We start from the raw sequence: 17946 nt of genomic DNA, 5'->3' as shown, positions 1-17946 counted from the left end.
TCCCACAGTTCTTTTTCGTGGCTCACCCAATAGTTCTTATATAAATCAATGGCTTCGCTTAATGTCTTGGTGTTTTTGGCTGACCCTCGAGGTTCAATGTTCAAGTGCTATGCAAAAGGTGACTTAAGTTTTGCAGGCACCTTTACTTTGAATTATTCGCAAATTTATTATCGTCTGTGATTAATGTTTGAGATTAAGTCTCAAAATAGATCGAATAAAAATTAATCTTATACTATAATGATAATGATTCTTATTCTTTCAGATTAAGTATTCACCAGTAAGCGCGTCGCTTTGAGCTAGTATCGGTCGTGTTTTGGTGAATATTATTTTTTATAGGTCTGTTTTCTGCATGAAACTTAATAAATTTTTCCTGAAGTTTTTAACTACAGCTTGTCTTATTGGTGGCGCATCAGCAGTTCAAGCTATTGAGATTAATACAGCACAAGGTCCAGTCACTTTCGACCAAACGGTCGGTGACAATGTCGCCGTCTATGAGCTTGCGGCTATGGATACACTTCAGGCATTGGGCGTTAAACCTAAGGGGATTCCTTCTACGATCTACGTTGATTATTTGGCAGACGCTAAGAGCGCAGATGCAGTTGAAGTAGGTACATTATTTGAGCCTGATTTAGAAGCCCTGAACCGTCTTAAGCCTGAAGCAATTATTATTGGTGGGCGTATGGCACCTAAAGCAGATGCTTTAGCTAAAATTGCCCCTGTCGTTGATCTAACTAATACAGGCGTTTCGGTTGATAACTCGCAAAAATTATTAGCTGAGTTAGGCAAGTTATTCAATAAAGAAGAGCGTGCTGCAGAGTTGCAAAAAAGCTTAAACGATGAATTGGCTTTAACTAAAGAGATTGTAAAAGGCCAAGGCAGGGCATTGATGATTTTGGTTAATGGTACCAAGATTGCTTCTTATGGTGTCAATTCGCGCTTTGGTTATTTATTTAATGATTTTGGTTGGGAAGCAGCTGATAAGACTGAAAGTAGTGCACGTCATGGTAATCCAATTTCATTTGAGTTTATTCGCGAAAACGACCCTGATTGGCTAATTGTGATGGACCGAACATCAGCAGTGCGGGCCAAAGGTGATAACGCCCAGACTGTGCTTGATAATGCGCTTCTTAGAGAGACTCAAGCTTTTAAAAATAACCACATCATCTATTTAGATGTTTCATCTTATTTAGCTTCAGGTGGCTATCAACAAATGATGTTAGAGCTTAAACTATTACGTGATGCTGTGCAAAAAGCTAAAGCTCAATAAATCCCCCTGTTTTTAATTATCCTGCAGCACTTCAGGCCGAATTTAGGTCTGAAGTGCTTTTTAGGGTAGTGATAGAGAGCGAAATAACAATAAAAAATGACCAAGTCTTTACTAGTAATAATAAGCTTTATTGTTTTAATTATAGTTAGCCTATTTGTTGGGGTGAGTCAAGTCTCATTCGAACTGCTTCTACGAGATGCGGCGGCGCGTGAGGTTTTTTTCGCTAGCCGGATTCCTCGAACGGCGTCAGTGGTTTTGACGGGTATGTCAATGGCTAATGCGGGACTGATTATGCAGATGCTGATGCGTAATCGTTTTGTAGAACCTTCCATGACTGGTACCACACAAGCAGCGACACTAGGTATTTTGTTAATGACCTTGTTAGTGCCTCAGAGCAGTGTGTTTTTTAAAATGTTAATTGCCTGTGTAGCTGCGATTATCGGTTTGGCGGGCTTTATGGCAATTGTCAGAGTATTACCACCGACTGCTAAGCTATTAGCGCCGCTGGTTGGGATGATTTATGGTGGTGTGCTTGGTGCCGTCGCAACATTTATTGCCTATGAATATGACATGATGCAGTATTTGATCGCTTGGTTTATCGGTGACTTCTCGAGTGTCGTGGTAGGGCGTTATGAGTTGTTGTGGATTACTGCTTGTCTCTGCATTATTACGTTTTTATATTCTAATCAATTCACCATTGCTGGACTGGGCAAAGAAATTAGTACTAATTTAGGTTTAAACCATCATGTGGTGACCACGATAGGCCTATTGATAGTTGCTGTTATTTCTGCCATTGTCGTGGTGACTGTTGGTGCTATACCTTTTGTGGGATTGGTAGTACCCAATATCGTCAGTCGTATCATGGGCGATAATGTCCGCAAGGTCCTACCTTGGAATATGTTGTTTGGTGGAGCCTTGGTATTAGCATGTGATATTGCTAGCCGTATCATTCAATATCCTTATGAGATTCCGGTGGGTACCATTATTGGTATCGTTGGTACAATCCTTTTCCTTTATCTTTTATATGCACGTCCCATTCGTGCACGTAAACGCTATGCAGACGCGTAAGTTACTATTATTAATGTGCGGAGCTTTATTAGTTTCGATGACATTATTTATGACCGTAAAATCAGGTGGACACTGGGATTTTGTGTTGGGTTTTAGGGGAGGCAAGTTAGTTGCGCTTTTGGTTGTTGCTTACGCAATTTCTATTTCAACGGTGCTATTTCAAACCATCACGTCAAACCGTATTTTAACGCCCTATATTATGGGTTTTGATGCCTTGTATTTATTAATCCAAACAGTATTAATTTTTACTTTTGGTGGTATAGGCTATGTGGCACTAGGTCATGTCTATAAGTTTGGTTTTGAAATAGGCATCATGTTGTTTGCGTCCTTAGTCATGTTTTCAACCTTGTTTTTAAAAGCTCAGGACGATTTATATCGGATGGTTTTAACTGGGGTGATATTAGGCGTATTGTTCCGTAGCTTAACTACCTTTTTACAGCGTGTTATTGACCCTGAAGAGTTTGCGGTCGTACAGTCTGTGTCCTTTGCTCAGTTTAATGTTATCCGCATGGATTTGCTAAGTGTCAGTCTGGTGATAGTCGCTATTGTGAGTTTGATTATTTGGCGCTATCGCTATGAGTTGGATGTGATCGCTTTGGGTCGAGACCATGCAATTAATTTAGGTGTGAACTATAAGTTCTCCATGGTATTGATACTGTTTTTAATTTCGGTGTTAGTTTCTATTTCAACTGCTTTGGTTGGTCCTGTTAGCTTCTTTGGCTTGTTGGTATCAGGTATCGTCTATCCATTGATGAAGACGCATCGTCATGCTGTATTAATTCCGGCTGCTTTCCTCATCGGATCATTAATTTTAGTTACCGGCCAATTGATATTTGAGCATTTCCTAGGTATGCAAAGCGTACTTAGCGTAGTGGTTGAATTTCTGGGTGGTATTGTGTTTATTATATTTTTACTCAGACGCAAAGCGTTGTGATAGTCCAATGATTACAATCGATCAGGTATCGTTTCAAATCCGTGGCACGGAGATTTTAAAAAATATTAATCTTGAGATCCCTAAAGGCGGAATTACCGCCTTAGTAGGACCTAATGGTGCTGGTAAATCGACATTGTTTTCTTTAATGTCTCGCTTAAATGAGTTTGAGCAAGGCAAGATCAGCATTGACGATATGGATATTAGTAAAACACCGAGTGATGAAATGGCCAAGAAAATTGCTATTTTGCGTCAAGAAAATAGCATCACTAGTCGTATCATGGTTAAAGAAATGTTAATGTTCGGGCGCTATCCTTATCACAAGGGACGTCCCACGGAAGAGGATCGGGCCATTGTTGAAAACACCTTGAGACGGTTTGACTTGTATGATTTACGTGGTCGCTACTTAACTGAGCTCTCAGGTGGTCAGCGTCAGCGAGTTTTGGTTGCGATGGTTTTTTGTCAAAGCACCGATTATCTACTATTAGATGAACCGCTTAATAACTTGGATATGTATCATTCGCGCCAGCTCATGCGCCAGTTACGACATATTGCGGATGAACATCAACGCACAATTATTGTGGTTTTGCATGATGTTAACTATGCTTCAGCTTATGCTGACTCAATTATTGGTCTGAAGCAGGGCGAGTTAGTATTGCATGGTAAACCACGTGACGTGCTTAACTCTGACAATCTAGAAAAACTTTTTGGTGTGGATGCACAGGTAGTTGATGTCAATGGACATAATATGGTGATGCATTATCTGTAGCGTGAGCTAAATCGCTATTGCTTAAGCGAGCTGTTATCAATACTTAAAATTTAAACTGTTTTTTTCGTTTAAATCATTTCCTCTCATATTAGTCACGGCTAATCACATCCATCTCATACTCACGATCATAAAGCCATAGGCAAAAAAATAGCCCAAGCAATAAAATATCTGATTGCTTGGGCTCTAACACTTAATGTCCTAGCGTGGATTTATTTCATTTTATCTAAGAAATCACCCGTAAGGAATTTTAAGTTATTTAAACCGCCTGTGATAACGTACCAACGCGCTGGGTCAACATAAACCACGCGACCGTTTTTAAAGGCGGATGTTTGGCTTAAGTCGGGATGCTCAGCAAGCGTTTTCTCACCGGCATTTTCACCGCCATTAATGGCTGCTCTATCGAAAACGATAAGCCAATCAGGGTCAGCTTTGGCAATCTCTTTGATTTGCTGTGCACGCTTCGCAGCAGCGGCCTTAGCTTCTGGGCTATCTGGCGCTGGTCTTGTAGCAGGAGCGGCAAGTTCTTCTGCTGTTTTAGCTGGTAGCACGGATTCCAAGCCTGTTAACTCATAGACAAAGCCAAAACGGTCACCAACAACGTGTGGGATGATATTGCCATTCATGACAAAAAGGAAAGCACCCGTTTTACCAGCGTTTAATTTTTGTAAGTCAGCAATGTCTTTATCAATATTGGAAAGACCTTCTTCGGCTTTTTTTGTTTTGTCAAACGCAGCAGCCAAACGTAAAGTATTAGTACGGAAGTCGGCTAAAAATTCTGGGTTGCGGTTAGTTAGATTTGCAACAGGGGCAATTTTCTCAAGCTCTGGAATAGCAGAGGCAGAACGACCACCGGCAAAGATTAGATCAGGTTTTAAGGCTTTTAGTGCTTCATAATCAGGTTCAAATAATGTACCAACCTTGGGTGCTTCAGCAAATTTTGCTAATTCATCTTTGTAGTTAGACTTTGGTACACCTACTGCTTCAATGCCTAGTGCATTTAAGCTGTCAAGAATTGATAAGTCATAGCTGACAATGCGTTCTGGTGTTTTGTCACCGTTGATGGTGCCAGTAGTATGTTCCAATTCAAAGGCCAAGCTTGGTGCGGCTATGGCTAATGTGGCTGTTAAGGTCATTATTTGAAAGATTTTTTTCATCATCATCCTTTTAAATTGAGATAGCGATAAGTTGCTAAAAAATTACTAGATTAAGTCGACTTAAGTTGAAATTAAATGCGACGGTTAACATCATAGTTGATTTTAAGGTGAATGAGAACGGTTATTATTCTTATTTTGATAAATTTTTAAGAATTAAAACGTTAATACTAAAAACTTCTACCTGTTATCTGCTTATCACAGTAAGCTAGCCTTGTTTTATTTAGGGCTTAGTGATGTGGTATTGAATAGCAAAGCAACCGCATTCAACATGATTCGATGTCACCCTACACACCGTATCCAATCCATTGACTAGAGGAGAAGACGGCCGGCGAGCGTATCAGTCAGTCGCGTATGCCGACCTTGATTAAGGGCTACTTAAAGCTTGGCGCCCGTATTTGCGGCGAACCTGCTTGGGGTAAAGACGTTAATGCGGTGGATTTTCCGGTGATTGTGGATAGTGAGAAGATGGATCATCGCTAGCGACGCCATGTTGGTTTTGACTGATTGGCTTGATTTGAAAGTTAAAGCCACAGGCCTCCCACAGCGCTTTTTCATTCGTTAGACTGAATTCGGTCAGTGGGTGATTTTCAAGCCAGCGCTTACCGATAGTAAGCGTGATATCCTTAGCTTCAATTTTAAGCGCCAAGTTTTCCATATGGATGGCTTGACGTTTGCGTAAAAATATTAGCGCTAAGCGTATACATAGGATGGCTTGCCATTCTTCATCGGCTAATGACTTGATATCGCTTTTGTTTAACTTGCCTTGCGACTCAAGATTCAGGCGCGCCATAATCGTTTGTTCATCTTTGGAGAAACCCGGCATATCTGCATGTTGTAACACATAGGCAGAGTGGCGATGATAGGAGGATTGGGCGATGCTTAAACCGATTTCATGCAGATCACACGCCCATTTAAGTAGCAAATGCATATCATGGGGCCAGCTTTCTTGCGCTTCCTTGCTAAGCGTTAAGGCAGACTCATAAAAAGCACTCGCTAGTTGACGCACTCGCAGAGCTTGCTTAGTATCCACCCGATAGCGGTGCATATATTGAGCCACGGTACCGGCACGAATATCGGCAGCTGATTTACGACCCAGCATATCATACAGTACACCCACTCGGAGTGCGCCATCACCCTGGTTCATCTGCTTGATTTTCAGTTCTTTAAAGGCGGCCATCATAATGGCTAAGCCTGCAGGTAGTACTTCAATACGATCAGTTTTGAGATCGAGTAGCAGCGGCGAGTTGGCTGAACCGGTTTTAATCAAGATACGCTTTAGCTTCTCCATACCCTCCATCGTAATGCCGCGTTCAGAAAAACCTGAAGCCTGTAATACGGCTACTAAGGCTTTAGCCGAACCGGAGGAACCAAAGGCCTCGGCCCAACCCATATTGCGGTAGCTTTTACTCAATACCTGGATTTGGTTGCGTGCATTAATCTCCGCTTGTTTAAATGCTTTGGCGCTGACCATACCGCCAGGGAAATAAAGCTTGGTAAATGAAACGCAACCGATAGGTAAGGACTTAACCAGCAAGGATTGAAAACCCTTGCCAATAATAAACTCCGTCGAGCCGCCGCCAATATCAATCACTAAGCGGTTTTTATCGGATAAGGGCAACTCATGCGCCACCCCGGAGAAAACCAAACGCGCTTCCTCTGGACCGGACACCACCTCTATAGGAAAACCTAGCGCAGCTTCAGCGCGTTGTAATAATACATTGCGATTTTTAGCAACCCGGAAGGTATTGGTCGCAACCGCGCGTACTTGGTGTGGATGGAAATTTTGAATGCGCTCAGCAAAGCGTTGTAGTACACCAACTGCTCGCTCAATCGCTTCGTCACTGAGTACCTTGTCCTCATCTAAGCCGGCTGCTAATCGCACGGTTTCCTTTAAACGGTCAATGGCGAAGATATAAGACTCACCATTGCGCTCCTCAATGCGTCCAACGGTCAATCGAAAGCTGTTAGAACCTAAGTCTACAGCAGCTAGTAAGTTATTATTTTCCATAAAAATCGGATCTTATAATGATGTCATTATTGTACCTAAGAAATAATGGCTTAAGAGACAATAAGTGAAGTATTTAAACGACAAACTAAATGATGATAGAGGGCGCACGTGATGTCATATTCTTGTCATATATGCTTTGTACAATTCCTTATGTAAAGTGAAACACCATGGTATGTTATTTACCCAATAATTTACCAACTTACCTAATCTGATATCAACAAAGGATGATCATGTTAAAACAAGCTTTTTCTCGCGTTACTTTAGCAGTTGCTCTTGGTGCCGCTGCGTTTTCTGTACAAGCAGCTGCTGTAACAGGTGCTGGCGCTTCTTTCCCTTATCCAATTTATGCTAAGTGGGCTGCTGAGTATAACAAAGCAACCGGTAATCAGGTTAACTATCAGTCAATCGGTTCTGGTGGTGGTCAGCAGCAAATTATTGCTAAGACAGTTGATTTCGGTGCTTCTGATGACCCATTATCAGCTGAAAAATTAAAGGATAATAATTTACTTCAGTTCCCGGCCGTTATCGGTGGTACAGTACCTGTGATTAACGTTGATGGTATCAAACCGGGTGAGTTAAAACTAACAGGTGAAGTATTAGCTAATATCTACTTAGGTAAAATCACTAAATGGGATGATGCTGCTATCGTTGCATTAAATGATGGCTTAAAACTTCCTAACGCTGACATTATCGTAGTTCATCGTTCTGATGGTTCTGGTACTACTTTCGGTTGGACTAACTACTTATCTCAAGTTTCTTCTGAGTGGAAAGAAAAAGTAGGTGAGGGTAAAGCCGTAAAATGGCCTGTTGGTCAAGGCGGTAAAGGTAACGAGGGTGTTGCTGGTTATGTGCGTCAATTAGCTAACTCTATTGGTTATGTTGAGTACGCTTACGCTAAGCAAAACAACTTGTCATGGACTCAATTACAAAACCGTGATGGTAAGTTTGTACAGCCTGAGCAGACTGCATTCGCTGCCGCTGCTGCTAACGCCGACTGGAAATCTGCTCCTGGTATGGGCGTAGTGCTTAACCAAGAGCCAGGTGCTGAGTCTTGGCCTATTACTCAAGCAACATTCATCTTATTGCACAAAACAGCTGATAAGCCTGAGCAAACTAAAGCCGTGATGGAGTTCTTTGACTGGGCTTGGGCAAATGGTGGCAAATTAGCTTCTGAGTTAGACTATGTGCCGCTTCCTAAGGAAGTAAGTGATGAGGTTCGCGGACTTTGGGCTTCGGAAGTTAAAGCAGCTGACGGCTCTGCAGTTTGGTCTAAATAATTATTAAGTACTTATTTAAGCTAATCTGAAATGATAGGGTTAAGTACCCCGCAAAGAAATTGGGGTAACACTTAACGATAGGAGTCGGGCAGTAGATGTTATAATTTGCTGTCCGACTTTTTGCATTGCAGTTGTAATAAATCTTAAATAAGTTGTAGTGATTGTTATTAAGCTAAGGATTTACGTCTTATACTGGATTGCTAATGTCGACATATTCCGAGACTATTAATAATAGTAGGTCTTCAACCCCAACTAAAGAGGCTACGGTGTCGAAGAGTTTACCACCTTCCCCCAGCAGACGCGGTTTTGCGCTAGCGGATATGATATTTGCTAATGCAGCCCGTTTTTTTGCGTTTTTTGTATTTATTTTATTAGCGGCGATTATGCTATCGTTAGTTTACGGTAGCTGGGATTCGCTCAAGGCTTTCGGTGTTTCCTTTTTGTTTAGCACCGAGTGGAATCCGGTACAAAATCAATATGGTGCTGTGGTGCCTATTATCGGTACCTTAGTGACCGCAGGTATTGCCTTGGTGATTGCAGTGCCGGCATCTTTCGGTATTGCAATGTTCCTAACCGAGTTGGCGCCCACCTGGATTAAGCGCCCATTAGGCATCGCCGTGGAAATGTTAGCAGCGATTCCTTCCATTATTTATGGTATGTGGGGTCTGTTTGTCTTCGTCCCCTTATTCCAAAAGTATATTCAAGTACACTTGATCAGTTTTTTTGCGCCGATTCCGGTATTAAACCAGTTGTTCGCTGGACCGCCGATGGGTATTGGTTTATTTACTGCCGGTTTGATTTTATCCATTATGATCATTCCTTACATTGCTTCGGTCATGCGTGATGTGTTTAGCGTGGTACCACCCATGTTTAAGGAATCTGCATACGGTCTTGGGGCAACGACTTGGGAAGTGATGTGGCGAGTTGTTTTGCCTTATACCAAAGGTGGTGTGATTGGCGGCATTATGCTGGGTTTAGGTCGTGCACTTGGTGAAACTATGGCAGTTACTTTCGTGATTGGTAATGCCTTCCGTTCACCGAACAGTATCTTTGCACCATCTAACTCCATTGCTTCAGCCATTGCTAACGAGTTTAATGAGGCCTCTGGCTTACAGTTAGCCGCATTAATTGAATTGGGCTTGATTTTATTCTTGATTACAACCGTTGTTCTCAGCTTATCGCGCTGGATGTTGTATCGCATGAATAAAGGCCAAGGAACTAAGACATAGTGAGTGATCAGATGATTTCTACTGTTTCTACCGCTTCCCCTAAACCGCTAGAGTCGGTTTTACATAATGGGAACAAAATTTATAAAAAACGACGCACCATTAACCGCGTGATGTTGACCCTCTCTTTAATTACTTTAGTCTTTGGTCTATTCTGGTTATTCTGGATTATAGGCACCTTATTAATTAAAGGCGGCGGTTCTTTATCATTCGATCTCTTTGTCGAGTCTACCCCCGGTCCTGGCGGTCAGGGTGGTTTAGCGAATGCCATCGTTGGTTCGGTGATGATGTCTGCAGTCGCGACTGCTATCGGTACACCGATTGGTATTTTGGCCGGTACCTATTTGGCTGAATATGGTGATCGCGGTTGGTTAGCCCCGGCAACTCGCTTTTTAAATGATGTGTTGTTATCGGCACCGTCAATTGTTATCGGTTTGTTTATTTACTCCATTTATGTGTCACAACTCGGTCACTATTCCGGTTGGGCAGGTTCTTTAGCACTGGCTATTTTGGTGATTCCGGTGGTGGTAAGAACAACCGATAATATGTTGCTATTAATTCCTAATAGCTTACGCGAAGCCGCGGTAGCGCTTGGCTGTCCTAAGTATCGCATGATTTTATCAATTTGTTATCGTGCTGCTTTATCAGGCATTATTACCGGTGTGTTATTGGCGATTGCGCGTATTTTAGGTGAAACAGCACCGTTGCTATTTACCGCCTTAAACAACCAGTTTATGTCCTGGAATATGAATCAGCCAATGGCAAACTTACCGGTGACAATTTACCAGTTTGCTGCCAGTCCGTTTGATGACTGGAATCAATTAGCTTGGGCAGGTGCAACCTTTATTACCCTATTGGTTTTAGGTCTAAATATTGTTGCCCGTTTAGTAACCCGCTCGAAGTAATATTAGTCAAGATTATAGGATTTAAAAATGGACACTGTAGCACCAGCAAAAATCAGCCAAGCTGAATTAGATTTAGTTTCTCCTGAGGATACTAAATTAGAGGTTAAGAACTTAAACTTTTATTACGGTAAGTTCCACGCCATTAAGAATGTGAATATGCGTATTGCTCGCAACAAGGTTACCGCATTTATCGGCCCCTCTGGTTGTGGTAAATCTACCTTGTTGCGTACCTTTAACCGCATGTTCGAGCTTTATCCAGGTCAGCGCGCTGAGGGTGAGCTTAATTTAGATGGTGAGAATTTATTAACCAGTGAGACGGATATTTCATTATTGCGTGCCAAGGTTGGTATGGTTTTCCAAAAACCCACACCATTCCCAATGAGCATCTATGATAATATCGCCTTCGGTGTGCGCTTATTTGAAAATTTAAGTAAACCAGAGATGGATGAGCGTGTTGAGTGGGCTTTACAAAAAGCAGCGCTGTGGACTGAGGTTAAGGATAAATTAAGCCAGAGTGGTCATAGTTTATCCGGTGGACAGCAGCAGCGTTTATGTATTGCTCGCGGTATTTCTGTTAAACCAGAGGTATTGCTACTGGACGAACCTTGTTCGGCGCTAGACCCGATTTCCACTGTAAAAATCGAGGAGCTAATCACTGAACTTAAAAAGGACTACACCGTTGCTATCGTAACTCACAATATGCAGCAGGCGGCACGTTGTTCTGACTACACTGCTTATATGTACCTAGGTGAGCTCATCGAGTTCGGTGAAACCAGTCAGATGTTTGTTAAACCCCGTCGTAAAGAAACGCAGGACTATATTACCGGTCGTTTTGGTTAATAATTCCTCAGGGTTTAGGCATGCTAACAAAGCCGAGCGTTTGCTCGGCTTTGTGGCTTTCTAAAAGGCCACAGTTTGCGCTTAACTCGCCCTCAGCGGTAGTTAGAGAGAGCGTGAGCTGTTGACCAGCTAGAATCGCTGCCACATCCGCCTCAGCAAATGGGCGTCGCTGACCATCCGCTGCTATCACCTGTATCTGTTCAAGCCATGCTGGTACATCCCGTCCAATTAACATGGCTGGTCCGACATCACTTTGGACAAAAATCCGACCCTCATCACTAAGGTACCAGTGTTTAACTGCCTTAATGGTATGCCCATGGTGTGTACTTAGGCGTGCGGCGGCCTCATCATAAAAAAGAATAAAGGGCGCATGCGGCAAGCTCAGGTAGACCCTTTGCGGACCGTTTTGCACATACCATTCACCGCCTTCATTAACACAGTAGTTACGCCCAAAAAAGGCGATCAGCTGGCTATTTTCGATGCGTTCACCCTCGGGATTAGCCTCAAAATCCCCGTTATGATGAAAACGCCATAAGCCGCGCTCATTTAATGATAACCAGCCATAGGCGGCCGGCACATGAGGCCATTTTGCCATGGCTGCAATGACTTGTTCATCCATAAGGCTACTCGCTTTATTCTACCAATAATGTTAAAAGCTCCCAAGTGTCACTAAGAGGCAAGCCCACCACACCGCTAAAGCTACCTTCGAGCCTTTCGATGAGCATCGCCCCCAAGCCTTGAATAGCATAGCCCCCAGCCTTGCCAAGGCCCTCGCCACTCTGCACATAATGCGCAATTTCTGCGGCATTAAGTTGGCGCATATACAGGGTGTTAATGCAATTTCTTTCTAGTATACGCTCACCATCCACTAGCACAAGATGGGTATGCACTTCGTGTACCGAAGCGGATAGGCGTTCTAAACTGCGTCGTACATCGTCGTCAGAGTGCGCTTTATCCACCACCTGACCATCTATCATGACACAGGTATCAGCCGCCAAAATAGGGTACATGGGGAGTGTAGCGCTGTTTTGTGTGACATAGTTCAAGGCACGTTGCGCTTTTTCTCGGGCGGTGCGTATCACATAGTCTGGGGGCGCTTCACCCGCTAGGATTGGCTCATCTTCCGCACCCTCTGGGGTAGGTACCCTTAAAACTTCGTGATTTACGCCGATTTGCTTTAGCAATTCATGCCGTCTGGGACTGGCTGAGGCCAAATAAATAAAGGGTAGCTTCATGGGATAAGCTCGCTTATTCTCGATGATAGGGATGATTAGTCAGAATAGACCAAGCGCGATAAATTTGCTCAACTAATAGCACACGCACCATTGGATGGGGTAGGGTAAGGGATGAAAGTCGAATTTTTTGTGAAATACTGCGTTTAAAATCGGCATCAATACCGTCCGGACCACCGATAATTAAGGCCACATCCTGTTGATTTGCCATCCAGTCTCCTAGCATGGAAGCTAGCTTTTGGGTGCTGAGATCACGTCCATGCTCATCCAAAATGATGACCATACTGCGTGCAGGAATCGCTGCTTGAATGCGTTTAGCTTCGGCGGCCATCATTTGTGCTGGGGTTTTGCCGGAGCTTCTAGGCTCTGCTTTAATTTCTTTTAATTCAATGGCGCACTCATGAGGCAAGCGCTTAGCATAATCGTCCCACGCAGTTTTGACCCAGTCCGGCATGCGGTGCCCCACGGCAATAATGGTGATTTTCATTCGTCGTCAAAGGGTTGCATTGGATCAAAGCCCTGATTCACTGGAGGAATCAATTGAGACTGCGGCAAAAGCTTGACCTTAACCGGTTTTTCGCCCCAAATGGCTTCCAGATTGTAGTATTGGCGAATGGCTGGCTGCATACAATGCACCACGATATCACCTAGGTCTAGCACCACCCATTCACCCGTGTCTTCACCCTCAAGAGAAAGTACCTCAAGACCCTGTTCACGTGCCGCATCATATACACTGCGTGCGATGGAGCGCGTTTGGCGATTGGAGGTACCACTGGCAATAATCACTCGGTCAAATAGACTCGTGAGTTCGGTCGTATCAAACACCTTGATGTCTTGCGCTTTAGCATCCTCAAGCGCATCAATCACTAAACGTTGCATTTTATTTAATTGCATAGTTGATAATATCCTTTTTGTACAGCTAGTGGACTGCTTTTATTTTTTATTGATAAAGTTGGTGCTCTTTAATATAGCGTAACACCTCAGGATGAATATAGTCACTCACATCCTGATGATTACGTAAGCGTTGACGTACCTCGGTGGAGGAAATATCAATTTCGTCAAAATCAATTTGGATAATTTCTTTGCCGATCACTTGCGCCGCTAGCATCTCAGCAGGGATCTCCGAGGAGTAATCCGGGCGTTTAGCAACCACTAGGGTTAGCGTCTGCATAATCTCCTGCCAACCATTCCAAGTAGTAAAGTTTTGCAGCTGATCGGTGCCCATTAGCCAGTAGTAATCAATGGCTGGATCTAATTGCCTGACGGTATCAATGGTATAGGTAGGGCCATCACGTTCGATTTCCATGGTGTTGAAAAAAATCTTAGGGTGACCCTCAGCCGCAATTTTAAGCATCGCTAAACGATGCTCAGCACTCACGGATAAATTGTCTTTTTGCCAGGGTTGCCCGGCAGGTAACAACTCGACGTGCGCTAAAGGTAATTGCTCTAGCGCACTGAGCGCTAATTTAATATGCGCCTTATGGATAGGGTTAAAGCTACCGCCTAATAACCCTACCTTTGGGCGGCTTGTCATTTGATGGCGCGCCATGCGATATCGCTGCGGTACTGCATACCGTCAAAGTTAATCTCATCAATAGCGGCATAGGCTTTTTGGCGTGCCTCTTGAATGGTTTCACCTAAGGCGGTCACGCATAGGACACGACCACCAGAGGTGACAATCTCACCATCGTTGAGCTGGGTACCCGCATGAAACACCATCACCTCATCACTCTCTGCCCCTAAACCATGAATCACATCACCGGTACGTGGAGCGGCGGGATAATTATGAGCTGCTAGTACCACACCAATGGCACTGCGTGGATCCCAATCAATGGTTACTTGATCTAGCTTACCCTGGGTGGCCGCTTCAAATAAAGGCACAAAATCATTTTTGATACGCAATAATAAAGGCTGCGTCTCTGGATCACCTAAACGGCAGTTAAACTCAAGTACCTTAATCGGGCGAGTGGCATCATCACCCTCACCGATCATGACGCCAGCATAGAGAAAACCGGTGTACTCAATACCATCCGCTCGCATACCCTCGATGGTCGGGATAACCACCTCGCTTAAAATACGCTCGTGAATGACCTCATTCACAATGGGAGCAGGGGAGTATGCCCCCATGCCGCCGGTATTAGGGCCCTGGTCGCCGTCTAATTGACGCTTATGATCTTGGCTGGAAGCGAGTGGTAAGACGGTGTTACCGTCACACATGACGATAAAGCTCGCCTCCTCACCAGCTAAAAACTCCTCAATCACCACCAGGGCACCGGCCTGACCGAATTGACCGCCAAGCATATCATCAATGGCCTGATGCGCTTCCTCAAGCGTCATCGCTACCACCACACCCTTGCCGGCAGCTAAGCCGTCAGCTTTAATCACAATCGGTGCGCCTTGTTGTTCAACATAGGCATGGGCCGCCTCAGCCTCGGTAAAACTGGCGTAGGCTGCGGTAGGGATTTGGTGACGCACCATAAAGGCTTTGGCAAAATCCTTGGAACTTTCTAATTGAGCCGCTGCTTTTGTCGGACCGAAAATGGCTAAGCCTGCATTGCGAAACACATCCACCACACCAGCGGCTAACGGAGCCTCAGGACCAACGACCGTCAGAGCAACGTGATTGTCCTTGGCAAATTGCAATAAATCCTCAGCAGAGCTGAGATTGATATTGCGCATCCCCTGAGTACTAGCGGTGCCGCCATTACCCGGTGCTACAAATACCTGATCCACCTCGGATGATTTAGAAAAACGCCATGCTAAGGCATGCTCACGGCCACCGCCACCGATCACTAAAATATTCATAAGGACTATGCTAAAACTCGTTTAAGGTTAAATGAAAAACTTGAACTATTCCTCGTCAAATACCGCATTGGTATAGACCTTTTGTACATCGTCCAAATCTTCTAAGGTATCAATAATTTTCTGCATGACGGCACCATCGGCATCACTCAGCTCAATTTCATTTTGTGGACGCATAATAATCTCTGCTACTTCGGGCTGTAGACCAGCAGCTTCAAAGGCATCACGCAACTGTGCAAAATCGCTTGGGGCGCCCAGCACCTCGGTCAGACCATCCTCGTCAGTATCAATATCATTGGCGCCGGCCTCTAAGCCCACCTCCATGATTTGCTCCTCGTCCACATCGGGTCCGAAAAGAAACTGGCTGACGTGATCAAACATAAAGGTAACGGAACCGTCTGTGCCTAGGTTACCGCCATTTTTAGTTAGGGCGTGACGGACTTCGGAGACCGTGCGCTGACGATTATCGGTCATGCAGTCCACAATCACGGCAGCCCCCGCAACACCATAGCCCTCGTAGCGTACGAACTCATAATCCTCGCCATCAACCGCACCGGCACCGCGCTGAATGGCACGGTTAATATTGTCTTTAGGCATATTACTTGCGTTAGCCTTGTCCATGGCTAAGCGTAAGGCGGGGTTAGATTCGGGGTCTGGGCCACCGGCGCGTGCTGCGACGGTGATTTCACGAATAATTTTTGTCCAAATTTTGCCGCGTTTGGCATCCTGGCGACCCTTACGGTGCTGGATATTTGCCCATTTACTATGACCTGCCATAATACTCTGTAAAATAAAAAGGTTAAACTGATGGAATAAATTAATTATGAAGTATTTTATTGTGCCTAGATTTTACCTTGATTAGCACATTTTTTTATAGAATAGCCTGTATTATAGCCTTTTTGAGAGGAACACTTTATGCTTCAGCCAATTGCTTTGGGACGTAACTCCACAACCGATGCTGTCTTATACCCTAAACTAGCTAATCGCCATGGATGTATTACTGGTGCCACCGGTACCGGTAAAACCGTCACCTTGCAATTGATGGCGGAGGCTTTTTCTCGCATTGGTACGCCTGTTTTTTTAGCCGATGTTAAGGGGGATTTATCCGGCATTACCCAAGCAGCCTCCATGTCTGAGGGCTTACAAAAGCGACTGGATAAATTGGGTTTGCCCGCTCCGCAGTTCGGTGCTTGTCCGACCGTGTTTTGGGATGTTTTTGGGGAAAAGGGTCACCCCGTACGCGCTACCATTAGCGATATGGGACCGCTGTTATTAGCGCGGGTGATGAATCTAAATGATACCCAAACCGGTATTTTAAATATTTGCTTTAAATTGGCCGATGATGAGGGTTTGCTGCTCCTGGATCTTAAGGATTTGCGTTCCATGCTGCAGTTTGTGTCGGATAATGCCCGCAGCTTACGCCCTACTTATGGCAATATTTCCCCGGCCTCTGTGGGTGCGATTCAGCGTGCGCTCCTAGAGTTGGAGGTACAAGGCGCCGATCAGTTCTTCGGTGAGCCGATGCTAGATATTTTCGATTTGATGCGTTGTGATACGCAGGGTCAGGGCGTGGTAAATATCCTTGCGGCTGAGAAGTTAATGCAGTCGCCGCGACTGTATGGCGTATTTTTATTATGGCTATTAGCCGAGCTTTTTGACAATTTACCGGAAGTAGGGGATCTAGAGCAGCCTAAGCTGGTGTTTTTCTTTGATGAGGCACATCTTTTATTTGATAATGCCCCTAAGGCCTTACTGGAACGAATTGAATTAGTTGTGCGATTAATTCGCTCAAAAGGGGTTGGGGTCTTTTTTGTCACTCAAAACCCGCTAGATATCCCGGAAGCGGTACTGGGTCAGTTAGGTAATCGGGTACAGCATGCACTACGAGCCTATACTCCACGGGATCAGCGGGCCGTCAAAACAGCAGCGGATACGATGCGCCCTAATCCACCTTTAAATATCCAACAAAGCATCAGTGAGCTTGGTGTGGGTGAGGCCTTAGTATCATTTTTGGATCCTAAAGGCATACCATCGCCTACCGAAAGGGTCTGGATGTTTGCGCCCGGCAGTCGTATTGGTTTAGCCACAGAGGATGAAATTGCCCGAGTGCGAGCGACATCGCCATTTGGCAACAAATACGATCAGTCCTTTGATCGTGAATCGGCCTATGAGGTGTTGACACGTCGTGCGGAGGAGGAGTCTCAAGCCGCAGCGCTGGCAGCACAAAAAGCCCAAGCCGGTGGCGGCGTTGGCGGGCTGATTAAAGATGTGTTGTTAGGCTCTAGCGGTCCGCGCGGTGGTCGTCGTGAGGGCTTGGTTGAGCAGGTAGCAAAAACCGAGGCTCGTCGCATTACCCGTAATTTAATTCGCGGTGTGCTGGGATCCTTATTAGGTGGTGCTAAGCGACGTTAATCGCTCTCGGGGAGACGGTTACGCTCTAGGCTCGTAACCGTCAGCTTGTCTGCAG

General features: G+C 44.6%; 18 protein-coding genes and 1 pseudogene. 10 read left to right on the top strand and 9 right to left on the bottom strand.

Going from position 1 to position 17946, the window contains the following annotated elements:
* Window positions 1–349: 349 nt before the first annotated feature.
* The 4 genes from HMPREF3179_RS09565 (at window position 350) to HMPREF3179_RS09550 (ending at window position 4035) form a co-directional block, all read left to right on the top strand.
* On the top strand, window positions 350–1267 hold the full coding sequence (locus HMPREF3179_RS09565) for a siderophore ABC transporter substrate-binding protein (RefSeq protein ID WP_070470936.1): 918 nt from the start codon (window positions 350–352) through the stop codon (window positions 1265–1267).
* 96 nt (window positions 1268–1363) lie between these two features.
* The gene (locus HMPREF3179_RS09560; RefSeq protein WP_070470934.1) at window positions 1364–2335 is read left to right on the top strand and encodes an ABC transporter permease; all 972 of its coding nucleotides are present in this window, start codon (window positions 1364–1366) and stop codon (window positions 2333–2335) included.
* Window positions 2292–3269 (top strand): iron chelate uptake ABC transporter family permease subunit, encoded by a 978-nt coding sequence (locus tag HMPREF3179_RS09555; RefSeq protein WP_341463157.1) that lies wholly within the window; start codon window positions 2292–2294, stop codon window positions 3267–3269. The genes HMPREF3179_RS09560 and HMPREF3179_RS09555 overlap by 44 nt, the downstream gene beginning before the upstream one ends.
* 7 nt (window positions 3270–3276) lie before the next feature.
* A complete protein-coding gene (locus HMPREF3179_RS09550) occupies window positions 3277–4035 on the top strand; it encodes an iron ABC transporter ATP-binding protein (protein WP_018025667.1) in 759 nt (252 codons plus the stop codon).
* A 209-nt stretch (window positions 4036–4244) separates the two neighbouring features.
* Here HMPREF3179_RS09550 and HMPREF3179_RS09545 read toward each other — a convergent pair whose 3' ends face one another.
* A complete protein-coding gene (locus HMPREF3179_RS09545) occupies window positions 4245–5189 on the bottom strand; it encodes a siderophore ABC transporter substrate-binding protein (RefSeq protein WP_246824435.1) in 945 nt (314 codons plus the stop codon).
* A 345-nt stretch (window positions 5190–5534) separates the two neighbouring features.
* On the opposite strand from HMPREF3179_RS09545, the pseudogene HMPREF3179_RS12540 reads away from it, so the two are divergent.
* Window positions 5535–5669 (top strand): annotated as a pseudogene (locus HMPREF3179_RS12540) (GNAT family N-acetyltransferase); the annotation flags it as partial.
* On the opposite strand, the gene HMPREF3179_RS09540 reads toward HMPREF3179_RS12540, so the two are convergent.
* Window positions 5614–7197 carry a Ppx/GppA phosphatase family protein gene (locus HMPREF3179_RS09540; RefSeq protein WP_018025669.1) on the bottom strand — a complete coding sequence of 528 codons (1584 nt, stop codon included), beginning with the start codon at window positions 7195–7197 and terminating at the stop codon, window positions 5614–5616. The pseudogene HMPREF3179_RS12540 and the gene HMPREF3179_RS09540 sit on opposite strands and share 56 nt — an antisense overlap.
* A 230-nt stretch (window positions 7198–7427) precedes the next feature.
* On the opposite strand from HMPREF3179_RS09540, the gene pstS reads away from it, so the two are divergent.
* The 4 genes from pstS (at window position 7428) to pstB (ending at window position 11445) form a co-directional block, all read left to right on the top strand.
* Window positions 7428–8474, top strand: a complete 1047-nt coding sequence (pstS, locus tag HMPREF3179_RS09535; protein ID WP_018025670.1) for a phosphate ABC transporter substrate-binding protein PstS — start codon at window positions 7428–7430, stop codon at window positions 8472–8474.
* Window positions 8475–8677: 203 nt separating this feature from the next.
* Window positions 8678–9703 (top strand): phosphate ABC transporter permease subunit PstC, encoded by a 1026-nt coding sequence (pstC, locus tag HMPREF3179_RS09530; RefSeq protein WP_070470932.1) that lies wholly within the window; start codon window positions 8678–8680, stop codon window positions 9701–9703.
* A gap of 11 nt (window positions 9704–9714) precedes the next feature.
* On the top strand, window positions 9715–10605 hold the full coding sequence (pstA, locus tag HMPREF3179_RS09525; protein ID WP_070470969.1) for a phosphate ABC transporter permease PstA: 891 nt from the start codon (window positions 9715–9717) through the stop codon (window positions 10603–10605).
* 27 nt (window positions 10606–10632) lie between these two features.
* Entirely contained in the window at window positions 10633–11445 is an 813-nt protein-coding gene (gene pstB / locus HMPREF3179_RS09520) for a phosphate ABC transporter ATP-binding protein PstB (protein ID WP_018025673.1), read from the top strand.
* A gap of 7 nt (window positions 11446–11452) precedes the next feature.
* Here the strand turns inward: pstB and HMPREF3179_RS09515 are convergent, their stop codons facing one another.
* Genes HMPREF3179_RS09515 through HMPREF3179_RS09485 form a run of 7 tightly spaced genes read right to left on the bottom strand, consistent with a single transcriptional unit; the run spans window position 11453 to window position 16256 of the window.
* Window positions 11453–12064, bottom strand: coding sequence for a DUF2946 family protein (locus tag HMPREF3179_RS09515; RefSeq protein WP_018025674.1), 612 nt, complete (start codon window positions 12062–12064; stop codon window positions 11453–11455).
* Window positions 12065–12077: 13 nt separating this feature from the next.
* Window positions 12078–12680: a Maf family protein gene (locus tag HMPREF3179_RS09510; RefSeq protein ID WP_070470930.1), complete on the bottom strand. Its 603-nt coding sequence runs from the start codon at window positions 12678–12680 to the stop codon at window positions 12078–12080.
* A 13-nt stretch (window positions 12681–12693) separates the two neighbouring features.
* Complete coding sequence (rlmH, locus tag HMPREF3179_RS09505; RefSeq protein ID WP_048769257.1) at window positions 12694–13164, bottom strand: 23S rRNA (pseudouridine(1915)-N(3))-methyltransferase RlmH; 471 nt, start codon at window positions 13162–13164, stop codon at window positions 12694–12696.
* Window positions 13161–13571 (bottom strand): ribosome silencing factor, encoded by a 411-nt coding sequence (gene rsfS / locus HMPREF3179_RS09500; protein ID WP_070470928.1) that lies wholly within the window; start codon window positions 13569–13571, stop codon window positions 13161–13163. The genes rlmH and rsfS overlap by 4 nt, the downstream gene beginning before the upstream one ends.
* 46 nt (window positions 13572–13617) lie before the next feature.
* Window positions 13618–14211: a nicotinate (nicotinamide) nucleotide adenylyltransferase gene (nadD, locus tag HMPREF3179_RS09495; protein WP_036558472.1), complete on the bottom strand. Its 594-nt coding sequence runs from the start codon at window positions 14209–14211 to the stop codon at window positions 13618–13620.
* Window positions 14208–15482, bottom strand: a complete 1275-nt coding sequence (gene purD, locus HMPREF3179_RS09490) for a phosphoribosylamine--glycine ligase (RefSeq protein ID WP_070470926.1) — start codon at window positions 15480–15482, stop codon at window positions 14208–14210. The genes nadD and purD overlap by 4 nt, the downstream gene beginning before the upstream one ends.
* A 45-nt stretch (window positions 15483–15527) precedes the next feature.
* Window positions 15528–16256, bottom strand: coding sequence for a YebC/PmpR family DNA-binding transcriptional regulator (locus HMPREF3179_RS09485; RefSeq protein ID WP_036558466.1), 729 nt, complete (start codon window positions 16254–16256; stop codon window positions 15528–15530).
* A 138-nt stretch (window positions 16257–16394) separates the two neighbouring features.
* On the opposite strand from HMPREF3179_RS09485, the gene HMPREF3179_RS09480 reads away from it, so the two are divergent.
* Window positions 16395–17891 carry a helicase HerA-like domain-containing protein gene (locus HMPREF3179_RS09480; protein ID WP_070470924.1) on the top strand — a complete coding sequence of 499 codons (1497 nt, stop codon included), beginning with the start codon at window positions 16395–16397 and terminating at the stop codon, window positions 17889–17891.
* Window positions 17892–17946: the final 55 nt, after the last annotated feature.

This window comes from Oligella sp. HMSC09E12, from assembly GCF_001808505.1.
GTDB classification, from domain to species: domain Bacteria; phylum Pseudomonadota; class Gammaproteobacteria; order Burkholderiales; family Burkholderiaceae_B; genus Oligella; species Oligella urethralis.
The sequence above is the reverse complement of the archived record's forward strand: the minus strand, read 5'-3'. Positions and strand labels throughout refer to the sequence as shown.